An 18,125-nucleotide genomic window follows, 5' to 3' on the forward strand; every position below is an offset into this window, starting at 1 on the left:
ACACCCGGGAATTAAACTCTGCGACTTGTTCTGAAACAAAAGTACAGAAGTTGCCGGAGCATGGGTCAAGACTGTGGTATAAGAAGACTAACCATCAGCACTCACCAATACCCCGGGATTCGGGGGACAACGACACCGTCCAACGCCCTGTCAAAAATGACAGCCGTGGATCGGACACAATCGTTATCCCCGTTCATCCGGTTCTCCCCATCTTTTAAAAAGTTGATGTGGGATGCGCAAGCTATCCAGCACTTTCCCCACCAAAAACAGAATCAACTCATCCATACTCTGAGGTTTGTAATAAAAAGCGGGCATAGCTGGTATCATTCGTACACCAAGACGGGAGAGCTTCAACATGTTTTCCAGATGGATCGCATGAAGAGGCGTCTCACGTGGTACGAGGATCAACGTCCTTCCTTCTTTCATCATGACATCAGCTGCGCGGGACATCAGATTATCCGAAGATCCTTGCGCGATGGATGAGAGAGTTCCCATGGAACAAGGCATGATAATCATGCCTTCGGCCAAATAAGAACCACTTGCGATGGAGGCCCCTATATCACTCACAGGATGATAGATCAGAGATCCGGCACGGTTGCCGAATTTTTCTTCCAGCACCGCGTCTCGATTCGTCACATCCCAGTCCATTTCTTCTTTCAATACACGCCACCCTGCATTGGATATGACCAGATGAACGGTATAATCCAGATCAAGCAGCGTTTCAATTAATCGAATGCCATATATACTGCCACTCGCTCCGGTAATTCCGACAACCAGTCGTTTATTGTCCGGCTGCTGTACCATTACTTCACCGCCAGATCAATCAAAGTAAACGTAAATACGATTAAACTGAGCAAACTGTTCATGGTAAAGAATGCCGTTTGAACACGGCTCATATCATTAGGCGATACAATATAGTGTTGATAGAAAAGAATTCCATACGTAACCAACATGCCTGCGCCATACCACCAGCTCAGATCTGTCATTAACAATAACGCAAGAAAACCAACCGCTGTAACCACATGGAAGAACTTGGCGATCTGCAATGATTTGGCTAAGCCAAAACGGGAAGGTATGGAATGAAGACCCTCTCCCTGATCGAATTCCAGATCCTGACATGCATAGATAATATCAAAACCTGCTGTCCAGAACACAATCGTAACGTACAGCACAATCGCTGTCCAATCCATCGTACCCGTTACAGCTACCCAACCACCAAGTGGTGCCAAACCAATCGTCATTCCAAGAACGACATGGCATAACCATGTGAATCGTTTGGTGTACGAATACAGTACCAGCATAAACACAGCAATGGGTAACAGCTGCATGGATAATACATTAAGATTGGATGAGGCCCAGAATAACAATATAAATGAGATGATGACGAATATAACCACTTCACCATTTTTCAACAGCCCTGCCGGGATGGCTCTCATCGCAGTACGCGGATTTTTACCATCAATGGCTTGGTCAATAATCCGGTTCAAACCGAAAGCTGCACTACGTGCACCGACCATCGCTAGTAATACCCACATAATCTGCATCCAGGTTGGGAACGTACCGTTCACTACCATGGAGCCGAGGATGGCTCCCATAAATGCAAATGGTAAAGCAAAAAGCGTGTGTTCAATCTTGATCATTTCTAAAAAGATGCGAATTTTCCTAAACATGCTGATTCTCCTTGGTTCCAATATGCAGTGCCGCGATGCCTCCGGTCAGAGGGTAGGCCTGCACTTGCTGCAATCCGGTTTCTGCAAAAATGTCTGCCAGTTCCTTCCTTCCTGGAAAAATTGCCAGAGAGTCCGGCAGCCATTTGTATTGCTCAAAACTTTTAGCGAACACTTTGGCAAGATTCGGTAAAACCTTCTCAAAATAAAAATAATAAATGCCTTTGAACGGCTGCCATGTTGGCTTGGACAATTCCAGACAAACAACCATACCGCCCGGTTTTACCACACGTTGCATTTCAGACAACACTTGTCTGAGATCAGGTACATTGCGCAGACCGAACCCAATCGTCACATAATCAAATGAATTATCTTCAAAAGGAAGTGACATGGCATTCCCCTGTGTCAGAGTAATCTGTTTCTGACGCTGCACCGCATTGATCTTCGTCTGACCAACCTCAAGCATATTGCTGCTGAAATCAAGTCCATGCATGTGCCCCGTTTCACTTGCCTCTGCCATGGCGAGCGTCCAGTCACATGTGCCACAGCACAAATCAAGACCGGTATCGCCTTTGGACATATTCATCTTTTTCATCGTGAATTTACGCCAAGCCTTATGCCTGCGGAAACTCAGAATATCATTCATGACATCATACTTACCGGCTATACTCTGAAAAACCGAATGGACATATTCTTCTTTCGGTTTGGTCTCTCCGCTCCCCATTCGTCTGTCTCCCCTCAATCTTCCCTTACTGCCGCATGTGAAGGCTGCAAATATGTCAAGTAAGGTTCAAGTATTGCATGTAACTCATGCAAGCCCATTCGCCCTTCCTCGTCTTGCAACAACAGCTGAATGCGGTGTGTACACTCGCGAAGCTTGTCCAGCAGAGCTTCGCCAACCTTATACTTCATCACCATAGCGTTCCATGCGCGTGCATCCGGTTCAGACTGACGCAGCATAGTTCGCTCATCGTCATTCCCATGCTCGTATATATGCCAGAATGCATAGCTATGAAGAAATTGTTGTTCGTCATTCATCCGCTTCAGTTCTTCCACGATCGTCTCGCAGGAGCTGAATTCGGTCAACAGGCTGTTCCATAACGACTCTTCATTCTCTTGAATCATGCCTGTAAATGAAAGAAACAGCTGCATCCTCAGCTGTACCGTTTCACGCAAGTATTCATCAGCCGAAACGAGAAGCTTCTTCATCCGTTCATACAGCGTCATCTTGCGTGCGTTCACTTCGGAAACTGCACCACTGAGTTTACCAATCATTTCAATTCTGCCCGCATGGGCAAGCAATTGATAAAAACGGCTACTTAAATAATCCCCGGCGAGCACATTCAGCTGACGCGAACGCATCTCCTGTTCTCTACGCTCTCCGGAAATGGTATCGATTCGATCATGCGTATCCATGGCCAACTGAACGAGCGAGGTTGCAAGAGCGTATAGCTCATGGTGCACCTTTTCGTCTGTGCGTCCCACAAATACCTGCAGCAGACGTGCCCGGCTATCCGGAAATGATGGGATTTCCGTATGTTGTCGAATCATGTCGTAATCCGTATATTTCTTTGCTAGTTGGGGTACGCGATATGAATTCATTCTCAGCCTCCGAGCCTATACATTGTTAAACCATTTCTGCACTACAATCTTATATATTATATCATATGTTGAACGGGCACGCACTGAATCCTGCTATTCTATTACCCCTGACTTGTCATTTCGAATTGCTTCTTCCAAAGTTCGGTATCCATCAGATGAAACCAGTCCTTCAATTCATCCGAAAAGGTAGCGCTTTTCCAGCTACGTAATGTTTCAATCGCATACAGGGGCCACTCTCCACGCCGAATATCAGCCGCAAGTAACAGATGTCTTTTATGCATCCATTCATCTTCTGCCATCACACGCAGCAGCACCTGTTCGACGTTATCCAGAGTCCGAAAACTCAGCTCCGCCACAGCTGCCATGTTCTCATAGATTTCAGTGTAACTCGTACCCGTGCCTTTTACCTTGAGGTCCAGTGTCAAAATGGACTGTTTCCATTCTACTCTCGCAATGGGCGTAGATAGTTGCATGGTGCTAAGCACATCTACGAGATTGTCCTCCGTTAGCTGGACTGGTTGATGTGATGCGGAGACTGGCTGAACGTTTTCTCCGCCTGATGTACGCATATGTAAGGTTTGTATTGCAACAAGCAGAAAGACCGCCGCAACCGTTGCCAGCATTGAAGCAGTAACAATCATCCGCGGATTCATATACGCCTCCCTGCCTTTACCTGTTAGTGTAGTCTGTCCGGTAAAGGCTCATACCTCATTGTACAATGAAAAAAAGCAGGCTATGCCTGCAATCTTCATTTGATCGTATTCAACCGTCCATTACTCCGATTCAATCTGTCCATGCTTGGTAATCAGCGTGGCTTTGCCCCGGATTTTAATAGCTGAAGTATGAGTGGTAAACTGGGCAAACATTACTTCACCCTTGTCCAATTTTTCGGTGTGATGAAAACGTGTATCCTGACCTCGGGTTAATCCGATCACCTGGACACCATTTTCCTCTGCCTTAATTACAATATAATCATTGCCGGTTGGATGATCCATCACGCACGTCCCCTTTTCTAGTTCGATAGCGTTAATGATGATTAAGATTGTTTCATTTGTCAACCAGTGCCTTATGCGAATGAACCGCAAGAATCGGCTTTCCTCGGGTCATACTACAGTTGTATATCACAGAAAGGAGAATCTGCATGAAGTACACCCCTGCCGCACTCACAGACGAGCATATTCATCAGTTAAAAGAAATTGAACAGCATCTGTCTGCAGCTGCTGGCGAAGAATTGATTCTCGTTGCTTATGCCGGGCAACCGGATGATCCTGAACCCTCGGATACCCGAAAGAATCATCATTAAAGGGCAAAAGAAAAGGCCGTGAACAAGTCACGGTCTTTTTGTCGACATATGGAATATGTAGAAATCTTATTTAATTCCGTCTTTGAGCGCTTTACCTGGTTTGAACGCAGGAATTTTGCTCGCAGGAATTTCGATTTCTTCACCTGTTTGCGGGTTGCGTCCTTTACGTGCAGAGCGCTCGCGAACTTCGAAGTTCCCAAAACCAACCAATTGTACTTTATCTCCGCTTTGAAGAGCCTCAGAGATTGCTTCGAATACGGCATCAACCGCTTTCGTTACATCTTTCTTGGACAATTCAGTCGCTTCGGATACGTGTGTAATCAAGTCTGATTTGTTCATTTGTTTTTCACCTCCTGAATCAATGTCCTGAATGTTATACTGTGTTTCCGTTTTATAGCGAAATATACGTTCATACGCAAAAAATCTACGTACATCTTGAGCGATGAACACAAATCTCCGCCAGCGGTCAACAGTCATTTTCGGCAGAATGTCGCCTGAAACCAAGGGCATTTCAGACGCCGAACAAATTTCATACTAATACAGACAGCCCACAATTTCAAGTCCGGTTGCGGTTTAAGACGTAAAATGTAACCGCCAGGGCAAGTACAAGAACCCCACCTTTTACAATATCATGCGTGAAATACTGTACGTTCATCATCGTCAATCCGTTCACAAGTACACCAATCAGAACCGAACCGATGAAGGTTCCGATGACATTGGGTTTACCCGCGCCAAATACAGAGAAACCGACAAATACAGCAGCTACGGATTCCATTAACAACGGTGATCCCGCATCAATCTGCCCGGACCCTACTTTGGAAGCATAGATGATACCACCGATTGCTGCAAACACTCCAGCGGCTACATAGGCGAGCGTACGCACCTTTTTTACCTTGATGCCGGACAGGCGCGCAGCTTCCTCATTACCACCTGTAATGTACATCTGGCGCCCATATTTCGTATACGTCAAAAAGATATGCACACCGATGACCGCAATAAGCAGCAGGATGACTGATATCGGCATACCCAGCCATTTACCCTGCCCTATAAGCAGAAATGTCGGGTCCATCTCTCCCGCAGCTTTGCTTCCATCAGGGAACTGCATGTGATTATAAATGGTGTATCCCTGTGCATACGTTTTGTGAATGCCTCCAATGATGTACATCGTGGCAAGGGTAGCTAACAGATCAGGAATACGCAATTTCACAATCAGCAAAGCGTTCAGTAAACCAATAACAGCTCCAATGATCAGTGGCACGATAATTACGATTGCGAGCGGTTGCTGATACCAGATCATTAATGAAGCCGTAACGACGGTTGTTAATGAGACGGTCGCCCCTACGGAGAGATCAAACCCATCCACAATGAGAGATAACGTAACACCGATTGCTACAAACGTAACGATAGAGATCGAGCCCAAAATATCAGTTAAATTACTGTACGTAAAGAAATAAGGCAATTTAATGCCGAAAAATGCGATAACACCTATGATGACAATGATCGCCCCGTAACGGAACGCAAAATCCAGTGATTTATCCTTCATGATTGCACCTCTTGTCCACCGCTTGCATAGTATAGCAGCTGTTCTTGGTTAGTCTCGCCCCGCTTGAACTCTTTTACGATAACACCTTCGCACATGACGGCAATGCGGTCACCAATCCCCATGCCTTCATCCAGTTCACAGGTGAAATAGATTACGCCCTTGCCTGCCAATGCCAATTCATTGATGATGCGGAAAATGTCACTTTTCGCCCCAATATCCACGCCCTTGGTTGGCTCATCAAATATAAATACATCTGCATCCGCATTAAGCCATTTACCAATGGCTACCTTCTGCTGATTACCACCGCTTAAATACTTTACTTCCTGCTTTACTGACGATGTCTTAATTCCGAGCTGTTTCACCAATGACTCCGCATTCTGACGCTCCCGTTTGCGGCTCACAAACCCCATTGTACTGAGGCGACTAAGCAAAGGCAGGCTTAAATTCCGTTCCACGTTCTCCTGAATCAGAATTCCTTGTTTACGTCGCTCCTCCGGTACAGAAACAATCCCTAGAGCCGCAGCATCCGCAGGCTGAGTCAGGCGGAGGTTACGGTTGTTAAGCCGGATCTCGCCTCCTTCCAGTCGATCTGCGCCAATGAGCAAGCGAGAGCTTTCCGTTTTACCAGCGCCTACCAGACCCACTACAGCGAGGACTTCACCTCGGCGTACAGACAGGTCAACACCCTTGACCTTCACTCCACGACGAAGCCCACGTGCCTCCAGTAACAGTTCTCCCACGGGTGCTTCCGTCTTCGGAAACTCTTCTTCGAATGGTTTGCCCAGCATCTGTGTGACCAAGTCGTTAATTGTCAGTCCTTTTGCTTCACCGGTAAATACATGTTGTCCATCTCTCATGACCGTAACGCGATCACAGTGACCTGTCACTTCAGCAAGGCGATGGGTAATGAAAATACAAGCTACACCCCGATCCTTCAGGAGATGAACGATTCGGAAAAATGCATCCGTTTCTTCCTGACTCAGCGGTGCAGTCGGTTCGTCAAAAATGATGACCTTGGCATCCTGAATCAAAATCCGTGCCAACAGTATCATCTGTTTCTCTGCAAGCGTCAGATCGGCCACTTTTTCGTGAACGGATATGTCTGCTCCTAATTGCTGCAACGCCTCAACCGCACGCTGTTGCAGCTTTCGTGGACTTTTCCACCAACCTCCAGCAGATGAAGCCAGCTGATCCAACATAATGTTCTCCGCAGCCGTCAGCTGTGGCACCAGTGCCGCATCCACTTCCTGATATACACAATGTATCCCACTTGCCTTCGCGTCTCCCGGAGAACCCAAGTGAAGCGCTTGGCCACTCAACTGAATCGTACCCTGATCCAATGGATAGGCACCGGACAAAATTTTCATTAACGTGCTCTTACCGGCACCATTGGCACCCAGCAGCGCATGAATCTCGCCGCCTTTAACAGAGAAATCCACATCCTTCAGTGCAGGAATGCCTGAAAACTGCTTGTGGATATGTTCCATTTGAAGCAGAATCGGTGCAGTGCTCATGATGTTAACCTCCAATCATTCCCATCCGGGAGTATCCCATTTCTCATCCAGATCTCGCAGAGCTTTATTATGGTGGAAAAAGCGCGCCTTGCGGCGCGCTTCCCTTACGCTGCTTATTTAGCAGTAATTCCGTATTCGCTCATCCAATCCTTGATTCCTTGTGTACTGCCTCCCCAACCCTCAACGAACTCTGACAGCTCTGAAGTGGAGATTTGTTTATCTGGCAAAGCTTCACGTTGAACGTAGACCGGATTAAGCACAACTGCATCTTCCGTCTCGTCCCCGTTCAGTTTCTGATAGGCATAACGTACTTGTACGCGACCGATATCTGTTGGATCAACCGCAGCAGAAGCAACCCAAGGATTTTTCGGGTCTTGAATCATTTGCAGATCCTCGTCACTCATATCGATACCATACACTTTGATCTCGTCACGTCCAGCTTGTTGAATTGCACGCGCTGCACCTTTGGCGAACTCATCCCATGCAGCCCATACAGCTGTAATTTCACCTTTTGGATATTGTTTGAGAATGGCTTCCATTTTGGCCTGTGTATCCAGCGCCGGGTTCTGTGCGGAACCGAATGTTGCTATCTCTTTAATGTCCGGATTTGCTTTCAGGAATTCACCGTATGCGATCTGACGGCGTTCCATTGGAGCAAAACCAGCTACCCATACTTTGACGATGTTACCTTGTCCATTGATATCTTTTTTCATTTGCTCCAACGTGAGTTCAGCCATCTTCTGGTCATCCTGCGACAGGACTGTTGCTCCCGGAACACTGATGGCTGCGTCGAACACAACGACTGGAATGTTCTGTTCTACTGCCTTCTTCACACCTGGCTCTAGCAGGGAATCCCCGTGATCTGTGAGAATGGCATCGAATTTCTGGTTAATTGCGCTATCGAGCAAGGATACCATCTTCGCTTTGTCATTATCGGCAACAAACGTAGTCAGCTCTCCGCCGAATTTTTCGATTTCTTGTTTGACTCCTTGTACATATTGTTGCGAGAAGGTACCTGTATTGAATTCCATAATAAGTGCGATCCGTTTGCCGCTTAGAGGGCCTGTGACTGCTTCCGTTTTTGGTGTATCATCTGATGCACCTGAAGCCGGAGTTGCTGCCGGTTCTTTTTTGATTCCGCAAGCGGACAGCGCCAATGCGAATACTAAAAACACACTCAACCATACCCATTTTGTCTCTTTTCTTTTCATCTCTGTCTCCCCCTGTCCACTCTCTGTGATCTCGATCACAATAGTTGAATATTAATATAACGGCTAATCCCTAGTATGTAAATGGGTTTTAGTAATTTAAAGCTAAAAATCGCTAAGTTTTTTCGAAAGCATTATCCTTCCTATCCATTTCATCCAAAATTAAGAAATCACACTAAAAAAGACCGCGAGGGGGAGTCCCCTTACGGTCTTTTGATGTTTTACAGAATGATGGCAATCAAGCCGCCTGAACCTTCGTTAATGATTCTTCCCAGCGTCTCTTGCAATTTGTATCTTGCATTATCCGGCATCATGGCAATCTTGCCCTGAATACCTTCTCGCACAATGGAGTGCAGCGAACGACCGAACATGTCTGAATCCCATACCTTGATCGGATCGTTCTCGAAGTCCTGCATCAGGTATCTCACCAGTTCCTCACTTTGTTTCTCCGTACCGATGATTGGAGCGAACTCCGATTCCACATCAACCCGGATCATGTGAATGGACGGTGCAGTTGCTTTCAAGCGTACGCCAAATTTGGTACCCTGGCGAATGAGCTCAGGTTCATCAAGAGCCATCTCGGCGAGAGATGGAGCAGCAATGCCGTATCCGGTCGTTTTGACCATCTCCAGCGCTTCTGCAAAGCGGTCATATTCTCTCTTCGCATGCGAGAATTCCTGCATTAATTGCAGCAGATGATCCTTGCCTCGAATTTCAATTCCGACCACTTCCACGAGAATCTGATCATACAGTTCATCCGGCGCATACAGGTCAATTTCGGCTACACCTTGCCCCATATTCATGCCACTTAGACCCGCGCGATCAATGAATTCATATTCCATGAACTGAGCCACAACCCGATCCACGTCACGAAGTCTGCGAATATCCTTTACGGTATCCCGTACGGAATTTTCGTAGTTGCTACGCAGCCAGTGAGTCTCGTTCAGTACCATAACCCAGCTCGGCAGGTTTACATTCACTTCATGCACAGGGAACTCATAGAGCACTTCTCGAAGGACACCCGTCACATCATCTTCCGTCATCGTGGCTGCACTAAGTGTCATGACCGGAATATCATATTTGGCAGCAAGCTCACTACGCAGTTGCAGGGCTTCTTCACTGCGAGGACGAGTGGAGTTGATGACCAGGACAAACGGTTTGCCCACTTCTTTCAATTCCGCAATGACTCGTTCTTCGGATTCCACATAGGAACTGCGGGCAATTTCGGCGATCGTGCCGTCCGTTGTTACCACAACACCCAGCGTGGAATGCTCCTGAATGACTTTGCGAGTACCAATCTCTGCGGCTTCCTGGAACGGAATTGGCTCCTCGAACCAAGGCGTGGAGATCATGCGCGGACCATTCTCATCCTCGTATCCCTTGGCTCCTTCAACCGCATAACCTACACAATCCACAAGGCGCACATTGACATCGAGTCCTTCGGCCACCTTGATTTGAACTGCGTTATTCGGTACGAATTTGGGCTCCGTGGTCATGATCGTCTTACCTGCTGCACTCTGTGGAAGTTCATCCACCGCCCGACCACGATCTGCCTCGTTAGTGATGTTTGGCAATACAATGGTCTCCATGAATCGTTTGATAAATGTTGATTTTCCCGTCCGGACTGCGCCGACAACCCCGAGATAAATATCCCCTCCGGTCCGCTCAGCTATGTCCTTAAAAATGTCCACTTTCTCCAATGAAATCCCCTCCCTAAATTACTCCGAAGGAAAAATGCTAAAGAGCATCCGCTTCGTTTTTTCAATCAGAAGACTGAAATCCCTGCAACGGTAGAGCCGCCTTTGTGAGTGCCCGGAAGTCGTCCGCCGCCGAACGTTGCATTCTGATGAAACCGGCGAGAGCGGCGTTAACTCGTACATGCAATTGGACTAGTATCATCTTATGTATCCGTATGCGGCAATATGACGCGTATTTTTGTTTTTTTATCTTAAGGTGATGACATTAGGAGAATCCCCCGATCTCGGACTGCGCGTCTTTATTTCAATCTACTTTATGTGATCCTTGAAGCTTTTATGACTGTTAGTGTTCATGATTTCAGAATAAAAAAGAGATATCCCGTATTGGCGGAATATCTCTTCTTAAGCCATTGGATCAATGGCAGCATATGCTTTTACACCACTTGAAATGACGAATCCTTAATTGGTTGGTTGAGCAACAGGTATATTATTTTGCCATGCGTAGGGAACAGATTTAACAGGAACGAAGTAGGAGTGTTCCAATAGAACATCCCGAACATCTTCAGTCTCCGCTGGAGACACATCAGACTTTTCCACCGCCTGCATAATGTCAAAAGCATAATCCACATATACATTGCCTTCCTCATCCATCATAAAAGGTAACTCCTGACCGGAATATACACTATTCAACGTTATAGAAGGAGTACCTGCCTGTGCAGCCTGCTCCATATCCACAGCATATAGACCCGGGTACAGTTCCTCCCCGCTTGGCAACTTATTGTTATGTACGGTCTTGTATTGATTAACCATTCGTTGCACATCATTTACTTTCTGCACGGTCAGAAGATCCATCACTTTAACGGTTGGGTTCACTTCTTCATTCTGAATTAGGAAGTAAGCGCTACCACCGCTTTCAAAAGCCGTTCCCGGTATTTCATCCAGATACCCCAGTTGCTTCAACTTGAGCAGATCCACTCTGAACTTTTCATATTTTGGGGTTTGCATGTCTGCATTAATGATTGGCAAAATACCTTCATCTTGCTGGAATGTTTCGACCGCATTCTGGATACGGCTCACACTTTCCCGATAAGCTATTTTAGGATCCGTAATGTTCTGGGATGGGTACATGCAACCACTTGCTGTAAAAGCAAACAACAGGAGTAACAGCAGACCGCCCGTCTGATGCATAAGACGCTGCCGTCCACTTCCCTCTACACATTTTGGCTTGTTCCTGATCATCCGTATCCTCCTTGAATAACTCTTATCTCAGAACCAGTCGTCTTCCTGTTGTTGACGTTCCAATTGTTTTCGAATAGCTGCCTTCAGAGGATCCTCAGGAACATGAACCGATAGAGATCCACACACCTTGGCCTGACAAGACAGACGTGTACCTGATTCCAACAGTGAACCCAGCTTACGTTTTTCTGCATCCGTTGGTGGATAGAGTTCCGCCCGATGTTCTTCGTCCACGTTCACTTTGCACATCAGGCAAGCCGCTTTACCATCGCATCGGGTCGTAATCTTGACTCCAGCACGCCTTGCCGCATTCAGAAGTGTTGCCCCTGGTTTGAGCGTTATCGATTTGTTCATAGGTAAAAAAGTAATCTTATAGTCCATCATTGTCCTCCCTCAACCTGCTCGGCCATGCAAAGCCAACAAGATCTTCCACTTCTGCTCTGAAGCGGCTTGTCCATACATTCTGTTGACTTAACTGTGTCATTATAGGTTGATGTGCAAGTGGTTGCTGACGCATCTGTCTCGCAATGGGTACATAACGATCTTCACGACCTCGCAGCAGATTAAACAACAACTCATGGGCAAGCGGCATCAGGCGCAGGGTATACGAACCCACCTGTGCTACTGGTGCATGTGGAGCAAGTACATGTTCAATCTCGATGCGGTACCAACTTTTGCGAGCCCATATTTCGAAACCACCAACCAGTTCCAGCGCACATGCTCCAACCTGATAGTGACTCAATAGGGAAGCATACGGTCCTGTCTTATCCACAACAGGCTCGTCAAGCATTTCCCCCGGAGCAATGCGGTGAAGTTCCTTTGCTGCAGCCACATCCGCATAGACATCAATATCTCTGGGAGCCTGCTGCAACTCCACCCCCTGAAGCAGCAACCCACAGCTTCCGCCAAGCAACCATGTATGCGGCTGAGTATTCCAGGCTTTGGCCGTTTCCAGCAAAGCCGCGTGTAATTCCGGATAACGCTCTGTCCGACCCTCCGTATCATGCGGCCTCATTGGCTCACACTCCCCTCATCCGTGTTCATTGTGTCAGTTCTTATGATGTGCTTATGCGGATGTTATCCTTCAGGCATAGGAAATCAGGTCAGAGAAGCGATTCCGCCGAAAAAGCCAATCAGCATAATCAAAAATGCAAGCAAGGAAAGAATCCCCCGTACAATGCCTTTTGTTTTGGCACGAGCAAACGTAATCAAGAATACAGATAGTCCCATAATGAGGATGGCGACCAATGACAGCCACATCTTGTCCATTGCGCTCATAATCCAACAGTCTCCCCTTTAGTCCGATATTCATCACTGACACTGTGACAATTGCAACCATTATAACACGAAATTCAGCTTAACTTTCCAAAAAAAAGACAAAAAAGCAAGCCGGCAGAAGCCGACTTGTCTTTTTGTCTTACTCGATCACCTGCACAAACAGGCGTGATCTATTATTTTTTCATCATCATTTTCATTAACGACTCCATACTGTTTGGATTCAGTCCGCTTTTCTTGACCGCACTCACAATATCCTTAACCGTATCCTCAGATACCGGAACTTTCGCCATGGCGGATACTTGCTTGATCAATTGGCGCAACTGAGCTTCATTCTGGATCGTCGTTGGTTTCACCGTGCTTGCCAATTTCTTGACGGCACCCTCAGTTATCGTTTTACCCGTTTTTTTGTTGATTGCATTCAGCGCATCTTTGGAAATGTTGTTACCCATTCGTCTCCCCTCCTCCGGCAATACTCATGTGTATAGTATGAGTCCGCTACAGAAAAGGTGAATAAGCTCCTTATTTCACAAGATGCGTTTAGGCTGATAACAATCAGGAATGCCACTGCTCCCAGGTTTCAAGCTTCATGACTTCCATTTCGGTCTTCGGGTCACGTCCCATCAAGGCTTCAACCGCATCACGCGGCTGTCTCTCTTGGAATAAAACGTGATACAACTGATCTGCAATCGGCATTTGCACACCGTATTTTTGAGAGATGAAATAGGCTGCCTGTGTGGTTCGAATGCCTTCCACCACCATGCCCATGGACTTCAGGACATCATCGAGCTTCTGTCCCTGACCCAACATAGAACCCGCTCTCCAGTTACGGCTGTGCTGACTCGTAGCCGTTACAACCAGATCCCCGATTCCGGCAAGTCCTGAAAACGTTAAAGGATTTGCCCCCATCTCCACACCAATACGTGTGATTTCCGCCAGACCACGGGTCAACAGCGCTGCTTTGGCATTATCACCGAATTGAAGACCATCGGACATGCCTGCACCAAGAGCAATGATATTTTTGAATGCGCCTGCCAGTTCAACACCGAGCATGTCACGATTGGTGTAAACACGGAAATAAGCATTCATAAACAAAGCTTGGGCCGCCTCGGCAGATGTCTTATCCAGTGAGGCCACAACCACTGTCGTAGGGCAACGCTTCACCACTTCTTCGGCATGGCTTGGGCCAGAAAGCACAACCACACGTCCTTCTTCGCATTCCAGCTCTTCTGAAATGACTGTGGACATCCGTTTCAGGCTTTCTGTCTCAAAACCTTTGGTTGCATGAATGATTAACATCTCAGGCTTATAATAAGCCTTAAGCTGATTCGAAACTGTACGCATGGCTGAAGAAGGCGCAACAATTAACACAGCTATCGCACCTTCCACCGCAGCTTCCATATCAGTTGTTGCCTGAATCCGAGGTGAAAGCTCCGCATCCGGAAGATAGCGAGTATTCGTGTGCTTGCTATTGATTTCCGTCGTTTGCTCTTCACCACGAGTCCACATCATCACATCTAATTGATTAGCAGCTAGTACACTGGCCAGAGCCGTTCCCCAGCTCCCAGCGACTAGAACAGCAACTTTTTTAGACAACTCGTTTACCCCCTCCAGGGTTTTTCGATCCCAATTTATTTTCCTGTCCTTTGGCGAGCTTCGTAATATTGGTACGATGTCTCCAGAACGCAAACAGACAAATAATTAGACTCCCCCAGAAGATATTCATTGAATACCCGGGTAATACCAAGATAAAGATGGGCGTAAATGCCACAAAAATCAGAGACCCCAATGAAACATATCGTGTCAATACAATGGACAGAATGGCGATCACCCCAGCACATAACGCAGGCAGGAAAGCAAGACTTACCAGAACACCAATGGCTGTGGCAATCCCTTTTCCTCCACGAAAATGGAAGTAAAGCGGCCAGTTATGTCCTGCAATGGCTGCTATACCACTGAGTGCAGGAATCCAGGCAGAACCGTTGCCCAGCCAGATTCCAATCCATACTGCTGCAACACCCTTAAGTACATCAAGTAGCAGAACAGCAATTGCTGGCCCTTTACCCAGTATACGCAACGTATTGGTAGCTCCTGCGTTTCCGCTTCCGTGCTGACGAATATCGATCCCCCGTATCGCTTTTGCAAGGAGGACACTAAAGCTGATCGAACCGAGCAGATAACTCAGTACAATCGCTGCGATTTGTAAAATCACAAACTTCTCCCCTAACTTTCGTCGGACTTCCTCCGAGTAAATATGCGAATTGGTGTTCCTTCGAAATCAAACGCTGCACGGATTTTATTCTCCAGATAGCGCTCATATGAGAAGTGCATCAACTCAGGGTCATTCACAAATATAACCATGGTCGGCGGTTTAACAGCAACCTGCGTTACATAGTTAATTCTCATTCTCCGTCCTTTGTCGGTTGGAGGAGGGTTAATTGCAACCGCATCAGATACTACATCGTTAAGTAGATGTGTTTGCACACGTAACGAGTGTTGCTCTGCTACCCGTGTGACAACTGGCAACAGTTTTTGTAAGCGTTGTTTTGTGAGGGCTGACAAAAATACGACTGGAGCATAAGTCATAAACAGGAAGTGATCCCGAATATTTTTTTCAAACTCTTTCATCGTTTTGTCATGCTTCTCAACCACGTCCCACTTGTTCACCACAAACAAAGATGCTTTACCAGCTTCGAATGCATATCCTGCAATATGCTTGTCCTGTTCAATAATGCCTTCTTCACCATTAATGACAATCAGAACAACATCTGCACGCTCAATCGCACGCATAGCACGCATTACACTATATTTCTCAGTTGTTTCATATACTTTACCACGCTTACGCATACCTGCTGTATCAATCAGCACGTAACGTTGGCCGTCTTTTTCAAAAGGTGTATCAATCGCATCCCGGGTTGTTCCAGCCACGTCACTTACAATGACACGCTCTTCACCCAGAATCGCGTTCACCAGTGAAGATTTACCCACGTTAGGACGTCCGATCAGCGCTACACGAATGACATCTTCATCGTAAGTCTCTTCCTCAAGTTCAGGCAACTTCTCCACAATCGCATCAAGCAAATCACCTACACCTGTACCGTGACTTCCGGATACGCCGATGGGATCACCAAAGCCAAATCCATAAAACTCATAAATGAGCTCACTTCGTCCGATATTATCCACTTTGTTAACGGCTACAACAATAGGCTTGCCTGAGCGGTACAACATCTCTGCGACCTCTTCATCCGATTGCGTAATACCTGCTTTTGCATCACACATGAATACAATAACATCCGCTTCTTCAATAGCGAGCTCTGCTTGCATCCGGATTGATTTTAAGATGACATCCTCACCATCAATTTCGATACCACCTGTATCAATAATACTGAATGGTTTACCGTTCCATTCGCCGATTCCGTAGATCCGGTCACGGGTAATGCCCGGCTTGTCTTCCACAATGGCCAGTCTGTCGCCGATGATCCGATTGAAAATGGTGGATTTACCCACGTTCGGTCGTCCGACAATTGCCACAACGGGTCTTGCCATACATTCCACTCCTCCTGTCCATACTTACGATACTCATCATAGCAAAAAAGATATGTCTTGGCTAACGTTTCATGCCAAAATACTCGCAATAAAAACAATCGGCGAACCCGCCTAGGGCTCGCCGATCTTGCTTTTATTTTTCAGCAAAATATGCAGTATATAACTAAGAACCATGCATTGTTAACTTATTTGAATTTGCTGAGTTTGTCACCAAACAGTTCGCCAAGCGTAGTGCTCATACCTTGATTGTTCAAGGAAACGTTTGGATTGTTGATTTCTTCACGTGGAGCGTTGTTTCTTGCAGGTCTTTCTGATTTTTGTGGTTGAGCTGGAGCTTCTTCTGTTTCTTTGATGCTCAAGCTTACACGTTGTTCAGAAGGGTTCATGTCCAAGATTTTAACTTGAACTTCCTGTCCTTCTTTCAGCACTTCATGAGGAGTGCCGATGTGTTTGTGGGAGATTTGCGAGATATGCACAAGTCCCTCAACACCAGGAGCGATTTCAACAAATGCACCGAAGTCTACCAGACGTTTTACAACACCTGTTACGATATCGCTGGAATTGAATTTTTCGCTAGCTGTTTCCCAAGGACCTGGTTGAACAGCTTTCATGCTCAAGCTGATTTTTCCTTTTTCAGGATCAACTTTCAGCACTTTTACACTAACTTTATCGCCTTCAGACAGAACGTCGGATGGTTTTTCAACGTGTGTCCAAGCCAGCTCGGATACGTGAACCAAACCGTCAACTCCGCCCACATCAACGAACGCGCCGAATTGAGTCAAACGTTGTACTGTACCTTCGATCACTTGACCTTCTTGCAAACCAGCCATTACTGTAGCTTTGTTTGCTTCGAATTCTTGCTCCAGTACGTCTTTTTGGGAAAGGATCACTTTGTTGTTCTCACGGTCGATCTCTTTCACTTTAACACGCAGTGTGCGTCCTTTGTAGTCGCTGAAGTCTTCAACGAAATGGCGCTCAACCATGGAAGCCGGGATAAATCCACGTACGCCCACGTCTGCAACCAGACCGCCTTTAACAACATCACCTACAACAACTTCGAATACGTCTTGGTCTTCAAAATGCTTTTGCAATTGATCCCATGCGTTTTCGCTGTCGATTGCACGTTTGGACAGAACGAGTTTTTCTTTCTCGTCGTCGATGCTAAGAACTTTAGCTTCAACTTCTTGTCCAACTTCTACTGCATCAGACGCGCTGTCCACATGTAATGAAGACAGTTCACGAATTGGAATGACACCGTCATATTTATATCCAATGCTCACATAGGCTTGGTTATCTTCCAATTTGACGATGGTTCCTTTTACGGTATCTCCTTTTTTCAAGGAAACGAATTGATCCAACTCATCTTGGGTTGCTTCTTGATTTTTCATTTCTTCCGACATGTCAAATACCCTCCTCAATTCAAAAACCCCATTATATTCAAACCTGCCTGTAGCAGAGTTCAAAACACTTTCATCACTGAGTACTCACGCTTAGTCTCCCTCAAAAATATGGAAACATGCACTCAGCTATCGAC

Annotated in this window: 21 protein-coding genes; 1 reads left to right on the forward strand and 20 read right to left on the reverse strand. The window is 46.4% G+C overall.

All coding sequences use genetic code 11. The features are described from left to right. Positions 1 to 183 precede the first annotated feature (183 nt). The 6 genes from FS628_RS13070 to mtrB form a co-directional block, all read right to left on the reverse strand. Positions 184 to 804 carry a UbiX family flavin prenyltransferase gene (locus FS628_RS13070; RefSeq protein ID WP_145322488.1) on the reverse strand — a complete coding sequence of 207 codons (621 nt, stop codon included), beginning with the start codon at positions 802 to 804 and terminating at the stop codon, positions 184 to 186. Continuing rightward, a complete protein-coding gene (locus FS628_RS13075) occupies positions 804 to 1,670 on the reverse strand; it encodes a UbiA-like polyprenyltransferase (protein WP_145322490.1) in 867 nt (288 codons plus the stop codon). The genes FS628_RS13070 and FS628_RS13075 overlap by 1 nt, the downstream gene beginning before the upstream one ends. After that, positions 1,663 to 2,391, reverse strand: coding sequence for a demethylmenaquinone methyltransferase (locus tag FS628_RS13080; protein ID WP_145322492.1), 729 nt, complete (start codon positions 2,389 to 2,391; stop codon positions 1,663 to 1,665). Before FS628_RS13080 ends, FS628_RS13075 begins: the two co-directional genes overlap by 8 nt. A gap of 14 nt (positions 2,392 to 2,405) precedes the next feature. Further along, positions 2,406 to 3,269, reverse strand: a complete 864-nt coding sequence (locus tag FS628_RS13085) for a heptaprenyl diphosphate synthase component 1 (protein ID WP_145322494.1) — start codon at positions 3,267 to 3,269, stop codon at positions 2,406 to 2,408. A gap of 101 nt (positions 3,270 to 3,370) precedes the next feature. After that, positions 3,371 to 3,922, reverse strand: coding sequence for a hypothetical protein (locus FS628_RS13090; RefSeq protein WP_145322496.1), 552 nt, complete (start codon positions 3,920 to 3,922; stop codon positions 3,371 to 3,373). A 120-nt stretch (positions 3,923 to 4,042) separates the two neighbouring features. After that, positions 4,043 to 4,264, reverse strand: a complete 222-nt coding sequence (gene mtrB, locus FS628_RS13095; protein WP_017687697.1) for a trp RNA-binding attenuation protein MtrB — start codon at positions 4,262 to 4,264, stop codon at positions 4,043 to 4,045. 146 nt (positions 4,265 to 4,410) lie between these two features. On the opposite strand from mtrB, the gene FS628_RS31355 reads away from it, so the two are divergent. Then, complete coding sequence (locus FS628_RS31355) at positions 4,411 to 4,572, forward strand: hypothetical protein (protein WP_186327808.1); 162 nt, start codon at positions 4,411 to 4,413, stop codon at positions 4,570 to 4,572. A gap of 66 nt (positions 4,573 to 4,638) precedes the next feature. On the opposite strand, the gene FS628_RS13100 is transcribed toward FS628_RS31355, so the two are convergent. The 14 genes from FS628_RS13100 to rpsA all read right to left on the reverse strand — a co-directional run bounded on the left by FS628_RS13100 (position 4,639) and on the right by rpsA (position 17,991). Then, positions 4,639 to 4,911 carry an HU family DNA-binding protein gene (locus FS628_RS13100; RefSeq protein WP_024630670.1) on the reverse strand — a complete coding sequence of 91 codons (273 nt, stop codon included), beginning with the start codon at positions 4,909 to 4,911 and terminating at the stop codon, positions 4,639 to 4,641. Positions 4,912 to 5,128: 217 nt separating this feature from the next. Continuing rightward, positions 5,129 to 6,115, reverse strand: a complete 987-nt coding sequence (locus FS628_RS13105) for an ABC transporter permease (RefSeq protein ID WP_062835197.1) — start codon at positions 6,113 to 6,115, stop codon at positions 5,129 to 5,131. Beyond that, a complete protein-coding gene (locus FS628_RS13110) occupies positions 6,112 to 7,629 on the reverse strand; it encodes a sugar ABC transporter ATP-binding protein (RefSeq protein WP_145322497.1) in 1,518 nt (505 codons plus the stop codon). Before FS628_RS13110 ends, FS628_RS13105 begins: the two co-directional genes overlap by 4 nt. A gap of 113 nt (positions 7,630 to 7,742) precedes the next feature. Beyond that, complete coding sequence (locus tag FS628_RS13115; protein WP_145322499.1) at positions 7,743 to 8,840, reverse strand: sugar ABC transporter substrate-binding protein; 1,098 nt, start codon at positions 8,838 to 8,840, stop codon at positions 7,743 to 7,745. Between the two features lie 218 nt (positions 8,841 to 9,058). Continuing rightward, positions 9,059 to 10,537: a stage IV sporulation protein A gene (gene spoIVA / locus FS628_RS13120; protein ID WP_036607700.1), complete on the reverse strand. Its 1,479-nt coding sequence runs from the start codon at positions 10,535 to 10,537 to the stop codon at positions 9,059 to 9,061. Positions 10,538 to 10,993: 456 nt separating this feature from the next. Then, on the reverse strand, positions 10,994 to 11,773 hold the full coding sequence (locus tag FS628_RS13125; protein WP_145322500.1) for a hypothetical protein: 780 nt from the start codon (positions 11,771 to 11,773) through the stop codon (positions 10,994 to 10,996). 27 nt (positions 11,774 to 11,800) lie between these two features. Then, complete coding sequence (locus FS628_RS13130; RefSeq protein WP_145322502.1) at positions 11,801 to 12,151, reverse strand: 2Fe-2S iron-sulfur cluster-binding protein; 351 nt, start codon at positions 12,149 to 12,151, stop codon at positions 11,801 to 11,803. Further along, entirely contained in the window at positions 12,141 to 12,785 is a 645-nt protein-coding gene (locus tag FS628_RS13135) for a hypothetical protein (protein WP_145322504.1), read from the reverse strand. Before FS628_RS13135 ends, FS628_RS13130 begins: the two co-directional genes overlap by 11 nt. An 83-nt stretch (positions 12,786 to 12,868) precedes the next feature. Then, on the reverse strand, positions 12,869 to 13,048 hold the full coding sequence (locus tag FS628_RS13140) for a DUF2768 family protein (RefSeq protein WP_145322506.1): 180 nt from the start codon (positions 13,046 to 13,048) through the stop codon (positions 12,869 to 12,871). A gap of 173 nt (positions 13,049 to 13,221) precedes the next feature. Further along, positions 13,222 to 13,497 carry a stage VI sporulation protein F gene (locus FS628_RS13145; RefSeq protein ID WP_145322508.1) on the reverse strand — a complete coding sequence of 92 codons (276 nt, stop codon included), beginning with the start codon at positions 13,495 to 13,497 and terminating at the stop codon, positions 13,222 to 13,224. Between the two features lie 103 nt (positions 13,498 to 13,600). Beyond that, positions 13,601 to 14,641, reverse strand: a complete 1,041-nt coding sequence (locus FS628_RS13150) for an NAD(P)H-dependent glycerol-3-phosphate dehydrogenase (RefSeq protein ID WP_145322510.1) — start codon at positions 14,639 to 14,641, stop codon at positions 13,601 to 13,603. Further along, positions 14,634 to 15,257 (reverse strand): glycerol-3-phosphate 1-O-acyltransferase PlsY, encoded by a 624-nt coding sequence (gene plsY, locus FS628_RS13155; protein WP_145322512.1) that lies wholly within the window; start codon positions 15,255 to 15,257, stop codon positions 14,634 to 14,636. The genes FS628_RS13150 and plsY overlap by 8 nt, the downstream gene beginning before the upstream one ends. 11 nt (positions 15,258 to 15,268) lie before the next feature. After that, positions 15,269 to 16,591, reverse strand: a complete 1,323-nt coding sequence (gene der / locus FS628_RS13160) for a ribosome biogenesis GTPase Der (RefSeq protein ID WP_145322514.1) — start codon at positions 16,589 to 16,591, stop codon at positions 15,269 to 15,271. Between the two features lie 185 nt (positions 16,592 to 16,776). Continuing rightward, entirely contained in the window at positions 16,777 to 17,991 is a 1,215-nt protein-coding gene (rpsA, locus tag FS628_RS13165) for a 30S ribosomal protein S1 (protein ID WP_062835205.1), read from the reverse strand. Between the last annotated feature and the right edge of the window lie 134 nt (positions 17,992 to 18,125).

The organism is Paenibacillus xylanexedens, assembly GCF_007676705.1.
Lineage (GTDB): Bacteria > Bacillota > Bacilli > Paenibacillales > Paenibacillaceae > Paenibacillus > Paenibacillus xylanexedens_C.